The 15,811-nt window shown below is 39.5% G+C and carries 19 protein-coding genes; 9 read left to right on the top strand and 10 right to left on the bottom strand.

Annotation, left to right across the window (positions count from 1 at the left end; all coding sequences use genetic code 11):
- Window positions 1–53 precede the first annotated feature (53 nt).
- Both ACFPIK_RS04355 and ACFPIK_RS04350 read right to left on the bottom strand, forming a co-directional pair.
- A complete protein-coding gene (locus ACFPIK_RS04355) occupies window positions 54–383 on the bottom strand; it encodes a BlaI/MecI/CopY family transcriptional regulator (RefSeq protein ID WP_377912594.1) in 330 nt (109 codons plus the stop codon).
- Between the two features lie 174 nt (window positions 384–557).
- Window positions 558–1,307, bottom strand: coding sequence for an acyl-CoA desaturase (locus tag ACFPIK_RS04350; RefSeq protein ID WP_377912592.1), 750 nt, complete (start codon window positions 1,305–1,307; stop codon window positions 558–560).
- A gap of 132 nt (window positions 1,308–1,439) precedes the next feature.
- On the opposite strand from ACFPIK_RS04350, the gene ACFPIK_RS04345 reads away from it, so the two are divergent.
- Window positions 1,440–1,805: a phage holin family protein gene (locus ACFPIK_RS04345; RefSeq protein ID WP_377912590.1), complete on the top strand. Its 366-nt coding sequence runs from the start codon at window positions 1,440–1,442 to the stop codon at window positions 1,803–1,805.
- Here ACFPIK_RS04345 and ACFPIK_RS04340 read toward each other — a convergent pair.
- The gene (locus ACFPIK_RS04340) at window positions 1,794–2,216 is read right to left on the bottom strand and encodes an AlbA family DNA-binding domain-containing protein (RefSeq protein WP_377912588.1); all 423 of its coding nucleotides are present in this window, start codon (window positions 2,214–2,216) and stop codon (window positions 1,794–1,796) included. The genes ACFPIK_RS04345 and ACFPIK_RS04340 overlap by 12 nt on opposite strands.
- 93 nt (window positions 2,217–2,309) lie before the next feature.
- Between ACFPIK_RS04340 and ACFPIK_RS04335 the strand changes: the two genes are divergently transcribed.
- The 5 genes from ACFPIK_RS04335 (at window position 2,310) to ACFPIK_RS04315 (ending at window position 7,427) form a co-directional block, all read left to right on the top strand.
- The gene (locus tag ACFPIK_RS04335) at window positions 2,310–2,867 is read left to right on the top strand and encodes a hypothetical protein (RefSeq protein WP_377912586.1); all 558 of its coding nucleotides are present in this window, start codon (window positions 2,310–2,312) and stop codon (window positions 2,865–2,867) included.
- Window positions 2,868–2,927: 60 nt separating this feature from the next.
- On the top strand, window positions 2,928–3,830 hold the full coding sequence (locus ACFPIK_RS04330; protein ID WP_377912622.1) for a histone deacetylase family protein: 903 nt from the start codon (window positions 2,928–2,930) through the stop codon (window positions 3,828–3,830).
- A gap of 96 nt (window positions 3,831–3,926) precedes the next feature.
- Entirely contained in the window at window positions 3,927–4,556 is a 630-nt protein-coding gene (locus tag ACFPIK_RS04325) for an OmpH/Skp family outer membrane protein (RefSeq protein ID WP_377912584.1), read from the top strand.
- 271 nt (window positions 4,557–4,827) lie between these two features.
- Window positions 4,828–5,799, top strand: coding sequence for a deoxyhypusine synthase family protein (locus ACFPIK_RS04320; RefSeq protein WP_377912582.1), 972 nt, complete (start codon window positions 4,828–4,830; stop codon window positions 5,797–5,799).
- Window positions 5,800–5,843: 44 nt separating this feature from the next.
- A complete protein-coding gene (locus ACFPIK_RS04315) occupies window positions 5,844–7,427 on the top strand; it encodes an OmpA family protein (protein WP_377912580.1) in 1,584 nt (527 codons plus the stop codon).
- 42 nt (window positions 7,428–7,469) lie between these two features.
- Here the strand turns inward: ACFPIK_RS04315 and ACFPIK_RS04310 are convergent, their stop codons facing one another.
- Window positions 7,470–8,930, bottom strand: a complete 1,461-nt coding sequence (locus ACFPIK_RS04310; protein WP_377912578.1) for a Gfo/Idh/MocA family protein — start codon at window positions 8,928–8,930, stop codon at window positions 7,470–7,472.
- A 228-nt stretch (window positions 8,931–9,158) separates the two neighbouring features.
- Here ACFPIK_RS04310 and ACFPIK_RS04305 point away from each other — a divergent pair, with 228 nt between their 5' ends.
- The 3 genes from ACFPIK_RS04305 (at window position 9,159) to ACFPIK_RS04295 (ending at window position 13,389) form a co-directional block, all read left to right on the top strand.
- Window positions 9,159–10,751: a beta-N-acetylhexosaminidase gene (locus ACFPIK_RS04305; RefSeq protein WP_377912576.1), complete on the top strand. Its 1,593-nt coding sequence runs from the start codon at window positions 9,159–9,161 to the stop codon at window positions 10,749–10,751.
- 167 nt (window positions 10,752–10,918) lie between these two features.
- On the top strand, window positions 10,919–12,268 hold the full coding sequence (locus tag ACFPIK_RS04300; protein WP_377912574.1) for an alanine/glycine:cation symporter family protein: 1,350 nt from the start codon (window positions 10,919–10,921) through the stop codon (window positions 12,266–12,268).
- Window positions 12,265–13,389: a glycerate kinase gene (locus ACFPIK_RS04295; RefSeq protein ID WP_377912572.1), complete on the top strand. Its 1,125-nt coding sequence runs from the start codon at window positions 12,265–12,267 to the stop codon at window positions 13,387–13,389. The genes ACFPIK_RS04300 and ACFPIK_RS04295 overlap by 4 nt, the downstream gene beginning before the upstream one ends.
- Here the strand turns inward: ACFPIK_RS04295 and ACFPIK_RS04290 are convergent.
- The 6 genes from ACFPIK_RS04290 to ACFPIK_RS04265 form a co-directional block, all read right to left on the bottom strand.
- Complete coding sequence (locus ACFPIK_RS04290) at window positions 13,374–13,811, bottom strand: DUF6526 family protein (protein WP_377912570.1); 438 nt, start codon at window positions 13,809–13,811, stop codon at window positions 13,374–13,376. The genes ACFPIK_RS04295 and ACFPIK_RS04290 overlap by 16 nt on opposite strands.
- Before the next feature lie 157 nt (window positions 13,812–13,968).
- Window positions 13,969–14,115, bottom strand: coding sequence for a hypothetical protein (locus tag ACFPIK_RS04285; protein WP_377912568.1), 147 nt, complete (start codon window positions 14,113–14,115; stop codon window positions 13,969–13,971).
- Between the two features lie 88 nt (window positions 14,116–14,203).
- Window positions 14,204–14,404 (bottom strand): hypothetical protein, encoded by a 201-nt coding sequence (locus tag ACFPIK_RS04280; RefSeq protein WP_377912566.1) that lies wholly within the window; start codon window positions 14,402–14,404, stop codon window positions 14,204–14,206.
- A 58-nt stretch (window positions 14,405–14,462) separates the two neighbouring features.
- Entirely contained in the window at window positions 14,463–14,948 is a 486-nt protein-coding gene (locus ACFPIK_RS04275; RefSeq protein WP_377912564.1) for a hypothetical protein, read from the bottom strand.
- Between the two features lie 79 nt (window positions 14,949–15,027).
- Window positions 15,028–15,384: a response regulator gene (locus ACFPIK_RS04270; RefSeq protein WP_377912562.1), complete on the bottom strand. Its 357-nt coding sequence runs from the start codon at window positions 15,382–15,384 to the stop codon at window positions 15,028–15,030.
- A 111-nt stretch (window positions 15,385–15,495) separates the two neighbouring features.
- Entirely contained in the window at window positions 15,496–15,810 is a 315-nt protein-coding gene (locus ACFPIK_RS04265) for an Mpo1-like protein (RefSeq protein WP_377912560.1), read from the bottom strand.
- Window position 15,811 lies beyond the last annotated feature (1 nt).

Genomic DNA, 15,811 nt, shown 5'->3' with positions numbered 1-15,811 from the left:
AAACCCCGGTCCAAAAGGCCGGGGTTTCTTAATGCTTATCCACTTAAAGTAAATTACTGGTATTGTTTGGTGTTCAGTGATTCATCGTTTTTGAAAAACTGAGTCATCTTAGCAAAAGAGCTTTCGAAATAGCCTTCTAGCATTCTCTTAATGATGAACGTTCTGTATTCATCCTTGGAAACTATTGGAAAATATTCGTGGCTTTTGCCATAAGATTTATGACTTACAAAGCCTTTTCTTTCTAGAATTCTTACAATGGTGGACACCGTATTGTAAGCAGGTTTTGGTTCAGTCATTGGTGTTAGGATATCTTTCACGAAGCCTCGCTCGATATCCCAGAGGATCTGCATGATTTCTTCCTCTGCTCTGGTTAATGGTTTCATAAGGTGTTAAGTTTTAATTCGATAGTAAATTATTCGTTTAGTTTCTTTTTTTCAAAAAATACTCAAAAATATTTTTACCTTTTAGTTGATTTTATTTACTAACCTCTTGATAAACAGTCAAAAAAAAGAAAGCTCCTCATTCGAGAAGCTTTCTTTTTTTATTTCACCTAAGAGTTAGGCAGTCCTTAATTTAATTATTCCGGTGGCGTGTAAAAGTTTTACAACCGGATAAGTTGGATCAAATTCATACCACTTTACAGCGAAATTAGGTCTATTTGGGAGCTTATGGTGATTATTTTGAAACAACTCACCGAGCATCAATACATCCAAGAGAAGTGAGTTTTTAGACTGATCATTGTTGTCAAAGTTAGAATAGCCGTATTTATGACCACTCCAATTAACAATCGCGCCATGAACAGGTCCCATCAGGAAATGAATCGGCAAAAGAAAATACATCCACCAATGTGTGCCAGGTAATTCAAAAACCGAAATGCATACCACGTAAAGAGTTACATAAAAAACTCCCCATCCAAGTCTTATGGCCATATTATCTGCAAACTTGTCAAACTTATTCCAGTCAGGGATGTCTTTAGAAAAACGCTCCTCAGGTTTCAATTTGAAGCTGAAGTAGTCATTGTAAATATTCTTGGTCTTCCACATCATAGTAAAGAGGTTCTCGGTATGATGCGGGGAATGGGGATCCTTTGGTGTATCCGAGTAAGCATGATGCATTCGATGAAGAATTGCATAGGCTCTTGGGGAGAGGTAGGAGCTACCTTGCCATATCCAAGTGAAGAAATAGAAGAATTTTTCCCAAAACTTGCTCATCACAAACATTTGGTGAGCAGCATAACGATGAAGGAAGAAACTCTGGCAAAACAGGGAGAAATACCAGTGAAGTAAGAAGAAGATAATGATAATCACTCGGGTAATGGTTTGAATTTAGATACAAAGATAGGTTTTGAGATCCAATATTTTCCTAATTTCCATCTAAGGTATAAAACACTTAAAATATGATTTAAGTCATTTTTACAGTTGTTCATAAAAGTTGGCGTTATGGAGCAAAAAAGAAAAGTTAAATCAATAGTGTCCAAGATATTAGTGGGGGGGATTTCAGTTCTTCTGGCCGATTATTTATTGACCGGGATTAAGGTGGATTCTTGGCTGACAAGTTTCCTCCTGGCTGCGGTCATAATTTTGATAAACCTCACTCTCAAACCATTGATGGTGATTTTAACTTTTCCCATCACCTTAATCTCATTTGGCCTATTTCTATTGGTGATCAATGCACTTGTGATTCTTTTAGCAGCAGAGTTACTTTCAGGATTTACAGTCGATGGATTTGGGTGGGCTTTTGTTTTTTCGATTGTTTTGAGTCTGATAAATGGAATATTCGGAAATAGTCTTGATTCAGATAGCTAAGGTTTTATCTTTCTCCCTTCGATAGGCTTTGGGTTTTCCAATTTTGTGATTTACATAAATAACGGGTCCTTGAGTAGGATTAACTTCTACTATCAAAACAGACTTTTCCTCTTTTTCAAGATCTTCATCGTCGATTTTTACTTCATGGAGGGAGATTGATGCTTTTGGAATACAGAATTCTTCATTGGCAGCTGAGATCATGTACATTTCTTCTTCAGGATCTATACCTATGATCTTGCCTTGGTCAGAAGTACCAATCAGGATAAATCCACCTTCTAAATTTGCCAATGCCGAAATAGTTTTTGCAATTTTTTCTTTAGAAGTAATCTTTAGCTTGAAATCCAAGGACTTGCCTTCTTTCTGCTTTAGCAGTTTATTAACAAATTCATGATCAAATTTTTTTGAAAACATTTTATTACTTTACTTTCTAGGACTATATTAAGTCAGCTTTATACCCTATCAAACTGACTATAGAGATTTCTTGTTGAATTAAATTTTTAAGACATGCCTTTTACTAATCCTGGATTTGATCCAACTCATATTGAAAACCTCAGGGCCGAATTGAAAAAATCCGGTAAAAATTTCAAAATTATTCCGGATGACGAAAATTCTGAGGAATTTGTAAACTTCTATTTCATTGGAAAGTATGAAGGAAAAGAAGTGATTTATGACGCAGCATTGTACACGTTGAGGCTGCATCATGCGAGTGAGATTTATGAGCTTGCTGAGCATGAAGCCGCTAAAAAGTTTCCCAATTTTAAAGGAATCAATTACGAGGAAGATGAAAACGGAAATATGAAGCCCCTTTCCAGCGAGGAAGAAGAAATAGGATGGTTCATAACAGAGATTATCATGGATTTGGAGGAAGAAGAGGCTGTTAAGGTTCAAGAATTTGTTGACTTGGATACCAATCATGATTTTGGGATAGGTTTGGATGCCGCTTTGAATGTGGAAGAAATCAATGAGAAGGTGGTTGCTAAATTTATTCAAGAATTCAACGATGACACGTTAGTTCTTGATGAAACTTTATATTCATTCCAAACCGAGGAAGATGAAATTTGATATTTTCTAAATTTATTGAAAACATACCTTTGCGGCGTCGGTTTTACTGACGCCTTTTTTATGCTCAAAATCGCCTGGTCACCTACTTACTCGCATCCATTACCCGTAGGACATCGATTTCCTATGGAAAAGTACCTTCTACTTCCGGATCAGCTTCGGTATGAGGGTACAGTGGTTGACTCTAATTTTTTTGAACCAAAGCCAATCGACACAAAGTGGATCTTGAATACGCATGACACCTTTTATGTTGAGAAACTGCAATCTCTTCAACTTTCAAAATCAGAAATAAGAGCGACAGGGTTTCCATTGAGTCAAGAATTGGTCGAAAGAGAAATACAAATTGCGGGTGGCTCAGTGCAGGCAGCTCTTTTTGCTTTAGAATTTGGTATAGGCATGAATATAGCCGGCGGCACCCATCATGCTTTTTCTAATCGGGGAGAGGGTTTTTGCTTGCTAAACGATATTGCAATCACAACCAACTATTTGATTCAAAATCAATTGGTTAAAAAAGTTTTGGTGGTTGATTTGGACGTACATCAGGGAAATGGCACAGCAGAGCTTTTTCAGGATAGCGTCGATGTATTTACTTTCAGTATGCATGGGGAAAAAAACTATCCCCATCGCAAAGAGACCTCACATTTGGATATTGGACTTCCAGATGGAACGGAGGATAATGCGTATTTGAAAGTTTTGGAAAAAGAGTTGAATAACATATTGAATCGTTTTTCGCCTGACTTTATCATTTATCAATGCGGAGTAGATGTCTTGGATTCAGATCAACTTGGGAGATTGTCCATGACAATAGACGGGGTATATAAAAGGGATAAAATGGTCTTGACTTTGGCCCGAGAAATCAAAGCACCTGTCATGTGTTGTATGGGAGGTGGGTATAGCAAGCACATTAAAGATATTATTGATGCTCATGCGCAGGTTTATAGATTAGCGCAAGACCTCTATTTCTGAGACCAATTTTTAATCGGATAGATCAAAATAAAGGTGATTCTTGCAAAATGAATACTTTATCTATATTTGCGACCTGTCAACTATAATCAAAAAAAAGTGAAAAAAGGATTGAAATTTATCGGAGTACTGGGTTTGGCTTCAGTGCTTTTCTACTCTTGCGGTCAAAAGACCGAATCTGTTGCTTCTGATTCTACATCTGAAGAGCGAGTTGCGGCTGGCGATATGAAAGTAGCCTTCGTTTATACTGATTCCGTCATCAATAAGTATGAGTTCTTCAAAAAGAAATCTGAAGAAATCACCGAAAAGGGTAAAAAATTTGATGCAGATCTTCAATCTAGAGCAAGAGGTTTTGAACAGGAAGTAGCTACTTTCCAGCAAACAGGAGGTAATATGACTCAGAATCAAATTCGTGCAAAACAGGATGAATTGGTTCAGAAAGAGCAAAACCTGATGACTTACAGAAATAACCTAATGCAGGAACTTTCAGTAGATGAGCAAAAGCTTTTAAATGATGTTTATGAGCAAGTTCAAACCTACATGCAAGAATATGCTAAGGAAAACGGTATTGACATCATTCTAAGCTACACCCGTGGCGGAGCCATGTGGTATGCTACAGATGCCATTGACGTCACCCAATCTGTGATCGAAGGATTGAATAAAAAATACAACGCTAATCCTAATGCTGTCACTGCTCCGGCCGCAGCAGATAGTACAGCCAAAAAATAATTGATGATCTATTTCATCATTAAAACCCAGATTTTATCTGGGTTTTTTTATGGGTGAAAAATGGATAATTTTGCGGCTCTATTATCAGAAAGCTGGTTGAATTTTGATGACAGAGGTGGTGAAAGAGAAAAAGCTAAATGAGATGTATCCTTTTGGCTAGACATCGATTAATCATCACAAAGCAATTTTCATAAATAAAAATGTTGAACGGATCCCAAAGTTTTAGCGAATCTTTTGGGATGCAATAGGGTATAAAAACAAATATAAACTCATGAAAATCACTGAATTTTTAAAACACAATTACAGACATTTCAATGCAGCTGCCTTGATAGATGCAGCAGAGGGCTATAAAACACATCTCAACGAAGGTGGAAAAATGATGGTAACCCTTGCAGGCGCCATGTCAACTGCTGAGTTGGGAATCTCCCTTGCGGAAATGATCCGTCAGGACAAAGTTCAAATCATTTCCTGTACTGGGGCCAATTTGGAAGAAGATGTCTTCAATCTCGTGGCACACGATTATTATGAGAGAGTGCCAAATTACAGAGAATTGTCTCCTGAGCAGGAGCAAGAGCTTTTGGAAAGACACATGAACCGAGTAACCGATACTTGTATTCCAGAAATGGAAGCTATGCGTCGTATTGAGAATGTGATTCTGGAAGAATGGATGAAAGCAGATGCTGCAGGAGAGCGCTATTTTCCTCATGAGTTTTTCTACAAAATTCTTCTTTCCGGAAAATTGGATCAGTCCTTCCAAATTGATCCTAAGAATAGCTGGCTTTTGGAAGCTGCCAAGAAAAACCTTCCGATCATTGTGCCGGGTTGGGAAGATTCAACCCTTGGAAACATGTATGCAGGTCACGTGATCTCTGGCGATGTGAAAAATGTTCATACCGTAAGAAGCGGAATTGAATACATGATTTTTCTAGCAGATTGGTACTCTGTCAATGCCACCGAAGAAAGTAAAGTCGGATTTTTCCAGATTGGCGGGGGAATTGCAGGTGATTTCCCTATCTGTGTGGTACCGATGCTACATCAAGATTTACAACGTGATAGCGTTCCACTTTGGGGTTATTTCTGTCAAATCTCTGATTCGACGACTTCTTATGGATCTTATTCAGGAGCTGTTCCAAATGAAAAAATCACTTGGGGCAAGCTAGGGAAAGAAACTCCAAAGTTTATCATCGAATCTGATGCAACCATCGTGGCACCACTCGTGTTTGCCATCGTGTTGGATCAATAAGAATGAAAAAATTGAATCATATTATTTTAAAAGCAAGCAGCGCCATGTTGCTTGCTTTTTGCATTTCTACTACTGAGGCTCAGCAGCTCAAATCACTTTCTGGTGCGAATAGCCCAAATGATGATACCAACCCGGTTTGGATTGGAAACAATACCTTGTTTTTCACAAGAGCTTTTCATCCTAAAAACACAGGTGGAAAGACAGATCCTGGCGATATCTGGATGACCAAAAAGGACCAGAATGGAACTTGGACCGAAGCAACACATCGTCCAGACTTGAGTTCGGCAGGATATGATTTGGTTTTAGGATTGGAGGACGTACTCACTCTATTGGTACTCCGAATTGAAAACAACAGCAAAACAATTCAGCAATATTCAAAATTTGGTCAGGAATGGAATTTCCTTCGTATGGTCAACCTGCCGGGACTCAATGAGTTTGAAGGATTGATTTCTGGAAGAGTAGCACATGGCGGAAAACTTCTTTTTTTGGCTGGGAAAAAGCCAGGAGGCTATGGAAATGAAGACATCTACCTCAGCGAAAAGACAGGAGTTATAGATTGGTCAAGTCCGGTTAATCTGGGGATGGTAATTAACGGTTCTGCTCAGGAGATGGGGCCTTATTTTGATCCTGAATCAAATTTACTTTTCTATTCTTCCAGTTCGCATCTAGGTGCTACTGGAAAGGATATCCTGATCGCCAAGAAAATGGGTGAAGCATGGGATACCTGGAGTAAACCTGAAAAATGGGAGCAGATCAGTACCAAGGGTTCAGAGGCATCCATTACTTTTTTATCTAAAGAGGAAGTAGTATGGACAAGTACTCAAAACAGTGATGGGTATGCTGATTTGATGACTTTTTCCCAGCCCGTCCCTTTGGTAATTCCTTCTGATTTTCAAGTACCTGCTGCACAGCCAAGTGGTGGTCTAGTGAAAGCCACACCTGCAATACAATCGAAGCCAGAATCTTCTGTTCAGGCAATTAGTTCACCGGCACCTAAACAAGTACCTCTGAAATCAGAGTCCTCCGTGACCGATGAAGCAGAAATTCCTGTTTCGTGGCTAGTAATGGATGGCAAGTTGAAAATTGAGGTACCTTTTTCTTTGGTTTGGCAAAAAGGAAATCAGACCATCAGTTTACCTTCTGAAAGTAAAATTTCTGATTTGGAAAAAGCAGGGGTAACCAGCGCTAAAATCTCTTCGAAAGGATACTTTCCGTCTGTACTTCCTTTATCTGATCTAATGAGAAAAGGAAAAACGGTGGTTCTTTTGACGAAAGCAGAAGCAGGCAGTTCGGTTATTCTTAAAGATGTAAACTTCAAAGTGGGCACCGCAGAACTGGAAGGTGAAGTAACCCAAAACACACTTAAAGAAATAGCAGATTTTCTTCTCAATCAGCCAAACTTGGTAGTCAGAATCAATGGACATACAGACAACCTTGGAGATCCAACATTAAGTAAAGAGCTGTCGCTTCAGCGGGCTACTGCAGTGAGAAATTACTTGGTATCAAATGGGGTAAATTTTGAAAAACTTCGAATTTCTGGTTGGGGTGGCTCCAAACCGATTGCTTCAAATGCTACGGAAGCAGGAAGAGCAAAAAACCGTAGGGTTGAGCTTGTAGTCGAAAATTGATGAAATAAAACGGGCTTTCAAATTCTGAAAGCCCGTTCTTGGTTAAAGAGAGTATCCTTCTCGGTATTGTCTTCTTACAAACTGGTTGGCCGGATCGAAATTAGTGATCTTCATATTCGGACCATCCCACACCAATTTGATTCCTCTTCCCGGATAGTCAAACTGATTTTGTGAACCAGCTCTTGGCACTCGGTAATCGTAGCTTCGAATGGCAAGATTTCCCATTAACACGGACTCTGTCAACGGGCCTGCTACTGAGAAAGGAGAACTCAATTGATTGAATTCTTTAGAACCATAACCAGCAATGCAAGCCTCGACCCAGTTGTTGTAATGGCCTCTATCCCCCTCCGGTACTCGGTACTCCGTTTTTGGAACTGAAACTTCTTTGGTTCGGGTAGTAGGCAAAAGCTGAGGATTTGCACCATAGGTGGAGCACATCATTTTTCCTTTGGTTCCTTCGATGATGACACCATTTCCACCGTCACCCATGATTTCATTAGGTCCAAGTTCCTCTGGTCGTGTAGGCTGTATCCCTCCGTCCATCCAGTGAAATACCAAATCTTCTTTGCCTGGACGATCAAATCTGAGGGTAATATGTGAGGAAGGAGGGCAGCTTTCAGGGAAATATCCTCTCTGAAATTCGCCTACATACACAGAACCTACGGAGCATTCAGCCGATTTAGGATACCCCAATCCTAATACTCGAAACGGTGGCTCCATAATATGACAGGCCATATCCCCCAAAGCGCCAGTACCGTAATCCCACCAGCCTCTCCAGTTAAATGGAACCAGGTTGCCAACAAAGTCTTTGTAAGGGGCAGTACCCAACCAAAGATCCCAATCCAAATCTGCCGGAGGTGTGGCTGGAGTGCTAGGCCATTGGATTCCTTGAGGCCAAACAGGTCTGTTGGTCCAAGACCAGACTTTGGTTGCTTCACCAATCAATCCTGCATTATACCATTCAACCATTTGTCGGACTCCATCACCTGATGAACCCTGATTTCCCATTTGGGTGACTACTTTATACTTTTCCGCTGCTTCAGTTAGAACACGTGCTTCGTAAATATCATGTGACATCGGTTTTTGGACATAGACATGCTTCCCCATTTTCATGGCCATCATGGCTTGCACGGCATGCATGTGATCTGGTGAAGATACAGTCACTGCATCTATATTTTTGCCCTCTTTTTCGAGCATGACTCTATAGTCCTTGTAGTAAGCTGCTTTTGCATGGTCTTGTCTTGCTTTGGCAGCACGTGTGTCATCAACATCACAGAGGGCTACAATGTCTGCTTTTCCGCTTCGGAATACTCCACTTACGTCACCATATCCCATGCCTCCAACACCAATTGAAGCTACTCTTAATTTGTCGCTAGGAGCAATGAATCCCGGTCCTCCCAATACATGTCTAGGCACAATATAAAATCCAGCTACTGCCAAGGCTGAGCCTTTCAAAAAACTTCTTCTTGAGTTTTCTTTCTCATTTGGTTTGTTGTTCTCCATGGGTTATTGATCTATGAGATGTAGTACAATATTTGAATCAGTAATTAATGGCAATTTTTTTGAAAAAAGAATGGGTTTTAGAATTAAACCTCATCATTTCCTTTGAATGGGGATAAGCTCCTTCATACTTTTTTTTCAGAAATATGTTGGATTGATCAGGTTTTTAAAATTTACTGGCGGCAAAGACTTTTATAAAATTTTAGATTAAGTTTGGTCAAAATCGCACCCATGAAAAAAACACTTTGGACTCTGCTAATCGGAAGTTTGTTGGCATTAGCTTCTTGCCAAAAATCTCCCAAATTGACCGAATCAGGATTGGTACCGCTTCCACAGGAAATCACTGATGGTTCCGGAACCTATGAATTGAGCACCTCATCCGGAATCAAACTTATAGGATCAAGTGAAAAACTGACCCACTTGGGAGAATACTTGGCGGGTAAGCTTAGGCCTTCCACAGGATTTGAATTGCCGGTTTCTTTTGATGGTGGAGATATCACCTTAGAATTAACCGGATCTGATGCTTCGGAATCCTATGAACTTCAGGTAAGTGAAGACGGAATAAAAATTTCCTCTTCGGGTGAAGCAGGTCTGTTCTACGGGATTCAAACTCTCCTTCAGCTGTTGCCAGTAGAGATTAATCAAGCATCAGTTCAGCAGGTGGATTGGTCAATTCCACAAGGTAACATCAAAGATGCTCCGGCGTACGCATACAGAGGATCGATGCTGGATGTAGCCAGACATTTTATTTCAGTAGAAGATGTAAAATTCTACATCGATCAAATGGCTCAGCTAAAATTAAACTACCTGCATTTGCACTTAACCGATGATCAAGGCTGGAGAATTGAAATTAAATCTTGGCCTAAACTGACGGAAATCGGCGGAAGTACGGAAGTAGGAGGTGGGGATGGTGGTTTCTACACCCAAGAGGAGTACAAAGAAATTGTCGCCTATGCAGCTGAAAGATTTATTACGATAGTTCCCGAAGTGGACATGCCTGGTCATACTAATGCTGCGCTGGCTTCTTATGCTGAATTGAATCCCGGGGTAAACCTTCCAAATGGAAAACTGGACTCTGTCAATAAAGCTCCTCTTGACTACACCATGCCTCTAAAAAATCCGCAAGCCTCCGAGCTTTACACCGGTATAGAGGTAGGCTGGAGTACCTTTGCACCCAAGTTGGAACTTACTTATGCTTTTGTGGACAGTGTGGTGAGAGAAATTTCAGATATCACACCAGGTCCTTATTTCCACATCGGTGGTGATGAATCTCATGTGACCGAAAAAGAGGACTATATCTATTTTGTGGAGCGTGTGCAGGATATCGTTTCCAAATATGGAAAGACAAGTATTGGTTGGGATGAAGTAGCGACTGCAAAGCTGCTTCCAGGTAATGTTGCTCAGTTTTGGGCAAAAGAAGAAAACGCCAAGTTGGCAAAAGATCAAGGCAACAAAGTGCTGATGTCCCCAGCCAAAAAGATCTACTTGGACATGCAATATGATAGCACCACACGAATTGGTCTTCATTGGGCTGCTTATGTAGAGTTAGATTCCGCCTACCTATGGGAGCCATCTGAGTATGCTCAAGGGATTGCCAAGGAAAATATTTTGGGAATTGAAGCTCCACTCTGGACCGAAACAGTGACCAACAGAGAGGATATCAGCTATTTGGCTTTTCCAAGGTTAGCCGCCTCAGCAGAAATTTCATGGACTTCGCAGGAAAAACGAAGTTGGGAGGGATTTTCGAAGCGAATTCCTGTTCAGGGAAAACGTTGGGATGCTCAAGGAGTAGAATTTTATAAGTCTCCCAAAATCAAGTGGTAAGTATAAAAACCCGATAGCTGATACCTATCGGGTTTTTCATTTTTTATGATTGTCAGGCAACATTCTTTTCTTCATAATCTTATTCAGTTAATTGAATTCTTGGTTTTAGGAGAAAATGGGCCTATTATCGAATTCAATTATAAAAGCACTACAATCAATCAAGTCTCATGGGAGAATTAATTATTGCCTTTAGTAACTGGATTTGGGGACCTCCGATTTTAGTACTTCTTCTTGGAGGTGGCACCTTTTTTTTCATTCACTCTGGATTTATTCCGTTTACTAAAATGGGCCATGCCATAGGACTTCTCCGTGGTAAATACGATGACGATTTGGCTCCTGGTCAAATCACCTCCCGTCAAGCCTTGTATTCTGCAATTGCATCTACGGTGGGGCTTGGAAATATCTCAGGGGTAGCTATTGCATTGAATATGGGTGGTCCGGGGGCTATTTTTTGGATGTGGATTGCTGCTTTTGTGGGAATGGCTACCAAATTTTACACCTGTAGTTTGGCTATAATGTATAGAGGAACAGACTCTGCCGGAGTGATTCAGGGAGGTCCAATGTATGTAATTGACCATGGAATGGGGAAGAAATGGAAATTCCTTTCCTATGTATTTTGTATTGCTGGTGTGATTGGGCTTTTGGCAATTTTTCAGGCCAATCAATTGACAGCAGTGATCCAAGCGGTATTAATCGAACCTGATACCATGGGCGAAACTGTAAGAAACAGGTGGATTATCGGAATAATTATGATGTCTTTGACAGCTGTGGTGATTCTGGGAGGGATTCAACGAATAGCAGCTGTAGCTTCGAAGATGGTCCCATTTATGGTGGGGATTTACTTTTTCACAGTTTTATTGATTGTGATAAAATATTATGATGGCATTCCTGAGATGTTCAAACTTATCCTTGTGGATGCCTTTACCGGAAATGCAGTCATGGGTGGTGCTGTAGGATCAGTAATTATCGTGGGAGCCAGAAGAGCGGCATTTTCCAATGAAGCCGGTATCGGCACAGCACCGATGGTACACGGTCAATCCAAAAATAAGGAGCCAATTCGTGAAGGATTGATTGCCATGTTAGGTCCTTTCATTGATACGGTAATCGTATGTACGTTGACTGCTTTGGCGATATTACTGACAGGCGTATGGCAAACGACAGAAAATGATGGAGTTAAGTTGACATTAGCAGCTTTCGAAATGGGAATTCCTGTGGTGGGTAAGTATTTATTGATGGTATCGGTTTTGGTTTTTGCTCTTTCCACTATGTTTACTTATTCCTATTATGGTCATAAGTGCGCCAATTATCTATTTGGGGCTGATAAGGCAGATTATTACAATTATTTCTATTTGATCACGATTGTTGTTGGTGCTGTGGCTTCTTTGGATGTGGTCGTAAGCTTGGTGGATGGAATGTATGCGGTCATGGCATTTCCAAACATGATTGCGGCGCTTTATTTAGCTCCTAAAGTTCGGGCAGCTACCAAAGATTACTTTTCGAGAATGCAGAAAAAATGAAGTTCCTTGTTTCTCCAAATGCATTCAAAGGGACTTTGACTGCAAGCGAAGCCTCTATTTTGATTGAAAAATCAATTAGGGAAATTTTGCCGGATTCGGGAATTGAATTATTACCTATTGCTGACGGAGGAGATGGAACGTGTGAATTATTGATAGATCATCTGGGACTTGAAAAAGTGAATGTTTGGTCCCTTAATGCAGTTGGCCAACCAATCCAAGGACATTTTGGATGGGATGAAATATCCAAAGTTTCCTATTTGGATGTTTCTACATTTTCCGGTTTGGGAATATTGCAAGACTTCCAAAAGGAGCCACGAACCGCTTCAACCTTTGGAACAGGACTAGCCATTCAACAAGCACTGCTGCTAGGGGCTGAGGAGATTGTTTTAGGTTTAGGAGGGAGTGCTACAATTGATTTCGGAACAGGTATTTTAAGAGCATTGGGATTTCATTTTTTGGATCAAAAGGGAAGGGAATTGCACATGTTTTCAACTGATTTGATCCCAAAAACCAAGTTTATCCAACTACCAATTAATAAACCGAAAGTAAAATTCACCTGCCTTTGTGATGTGAAAAACACCTTCTTTGGAGAAAGGGGGGCTGTTAGGGTCTTTGGTCCTCAAAAAGGGCTCGACAAGGATGAACTTCTTGATTTTGAATCACAGCATCGACGGCTGGTTGATCTTTTGATTAAAAAAACCGGGAAAGCCTGGGAAGACCGATCGGGTTTTGGTGCTGCAGGTGGAATCGCTTTAGGGCTTGATTTCTTTTTTGAAACTAAGCTGGCATATGGTGCCAACTATTTTTTTGAAAAAGTAAAGTTGAAAGAAAAGATAGAATCAGCGGACTGGATAATTACAGGAGAGGGCAGGTATGATGATCAAAGTTCCGAAGGGAAAGCCTGTTATGAACTTCTTCAGATGGCAAAATATAAAGGCAAAAAGATTGCATTGATCTCCTCCGGATCTGAGGCAGAGAATGCAGGATTTGACCTGGTTTTAAAACTACCTGATCTGGATTTTTCTGACCTTTTGTTGAAAAAGAAAGCCTCTGAAAATCTTCAAAGGCTTATAAATTCTTCATTAAAGGAGGGTTTATTCAATGATTACACCCGTCGGTAATCACCTTTCCAGTTTTTGATTTGGAGTTTGATTTCTTTTGGCGAAAGCCCTTTCTCGATTGATTTTTCCATTAATACTAATAGTTCCTCATCACTTGCAAACCTTAATGAAATGATTTGACCCAATTTCAATTGATTTTCCTTGTCATAAAAAGGTTTCCCCGTCAGATGGAAATAGCGAATCCTCATCTCATTTAAGATCATCCGATTTTGGAGTTTTAGCGCATAAATTCTTGCCAATAATGGCAACAGAGCCAAAATAAGAGCAATAAGTAATTGGTATAAACTTTCAGCGCTACTTTCCGATGTGGTGAAATTTGTACGAGCTATCGTCCAACCTAGGAGAATTAAGGTAAGAGGAGTAACGATGAAATGATGAAAAGGATAATATCGAGCGTGATTTTTGTAATTCTGTGGAGTCATATTTAGTGGATTAAATGAAGTAAAATCAGTGATTTAGAGAACTTGAAATGAAATCAAACTGAATTGTTCGATTTCATTAAGCGGTAGAAGTATTCAGTGTATCCTAGGTAAAAAAAAAGGAGGCTATAGCCTCCTTTTAAAATTTTATAATTAAAGATCAATGATCAGCTTTCTTTTTGTTGAAGGTGTTTTTGGCATCTACTGCAGATAGACCAGCACCAAGACCAACAAGAATACACACAATCAATAGGAACAATTGTGCTCCAAACATGAGTGGTGAACTGAATACATCTAGTAGTATCATGATAAATGAGGTTTTTTAGATTAATGGTCGAAGATAATGTCCATCATCCTAAATAGCAAAGACTAATTAAGAGTTGAACATCCACAGATTAATCTAAATCATCGTCAAATTCTTCTTCATCTTCGAAGTCGTCAAAGTCTTCTTCCTCTTCTTCATCGAAGTCCACGAAATTGTCGTCAATTAATTCGTTTTCCTCATCGAGATCATATTCATCTTCGAACTCGTCCTCAAATTCATCCTCTTCCTCGAGATCGTCAAATTCATCGAATTCTTCTTCAAAATCCTCCATAGCTGTCGTTTAAAGGGGTTTTAATGATTGAATAGTACGAAATAAGGCAAAAATTCATTTACACCAATGCAGGTAACTTTAATTTTTTTTCAGAAATAATTTCGTCCAAAATATCTTGTTCTCCTAGCCACTTTTCTCTCAGCAGATTAGCCCACACTTGAAGATAAAAAATGACATCTTCTCTTCGGTTTTTGTTTAACTGATCTCTTTTTTCTTTTTCAATTCTAGAGAGTATGGCTGGATCCGAAAGCCTCTCAAGGTGGCTCAAATCGTCAATTGTCAAACCAAATTCAAGCATTTTGTTTACCATCAAATCCATGGGATATCCACTGGTCGGGCAATAGTCAATCAGTTGTTCATTCCAGTCTCCATGACGCTGCATGGCAAATTGGTGAATTTCTGCTTTGGAAAATTTGGTTAATTCTTGTGCTAGGTTTCCACAGTTACATGCACCCATATGTCCCCATTGGTAAGATGCACCTGACTGTAAGTTAGAGATGGTCCGCTCGATGGCAGCGATCAATTCAGGATTAGGTGTAGCCATTTCTCTGGTTTTTTGTAAATAACCAAAATACAGAAACCTAGGTTTTGTTGAAACAAAAAAAAAACTGACCTTTTTTAGATCAGTTGAAGATATTTTTGATGTATTTTTTTATCAAAGGCTTTGATAAGTAGTCTTTGACGATAGCGTATTGACTAGCCTTTGTGATATCTCTTTCATCTACCGAACTACTCAAGATGTAAATTTGTGCTTCTTCATGATTAGGGTTAAACCTGTCCAAAAAATCCCATCCTGTCATTTCAGGCATATTCAAATCTAAAAATAAATAGTGGGGCTTGATTGACTGAATTTCTTCAAGTGCTCGTTTTGCACTTTGATACTTATAGAACTCGCACGGCTCCTTTACGTTTTTTGAAATCAGTTTTTCAGTTACGAAAGTACTGATTGGATCGTCGTCTATAAGAACAATTGTTAACATCAAAGTGCAAATATGTGCTACTGAAATACATTATAACCTATACAAAAGTAAGGCCTAAATCTTAAAAAGCAAATAGTTTTGATTAAAAATTGTAAAATTTCAAGAAGAAGGTCATTTGGGGTTGAATCGCTGCTTTCCGGTCAATAGATCAAAGAATAATATGAAATCTGAACCCAGGCTATACAGAGGGTATTTGAATGTAGCAGGTTTGTTCTTCTCAAAAAAGAAATGACCCACCCATGCAAATCCATAACCTACCAAAGGAATGCTTGAAATCCAGTAATACTTATTGACAATCAGGGAGATAATTACAATGGCAATTACCAATCCGGTTCCGACAAAATGAAGGATTCTCGAAATAGGGTTTTGGTGTTCTGATAGGTAATAAGGATAAAATTCTTGAATGGAGGTGTATCTTTTTTCCATG

The organism is Algoriphagus aquatilis (assembly GCF_042657405.1).
In the GTDB taxonomy this organism is placed as follows: Bacteria; Bacteroidota; Bacteroidia; order Cytophagales; family Cyclobacteriaceae; genus Algoriphagus; species Algoriphagus aquatilis.
Note: the sequence above shows the minus strand (reverse complement) of the source record. Positions and strands in the feature narration are given on the sequence as shown.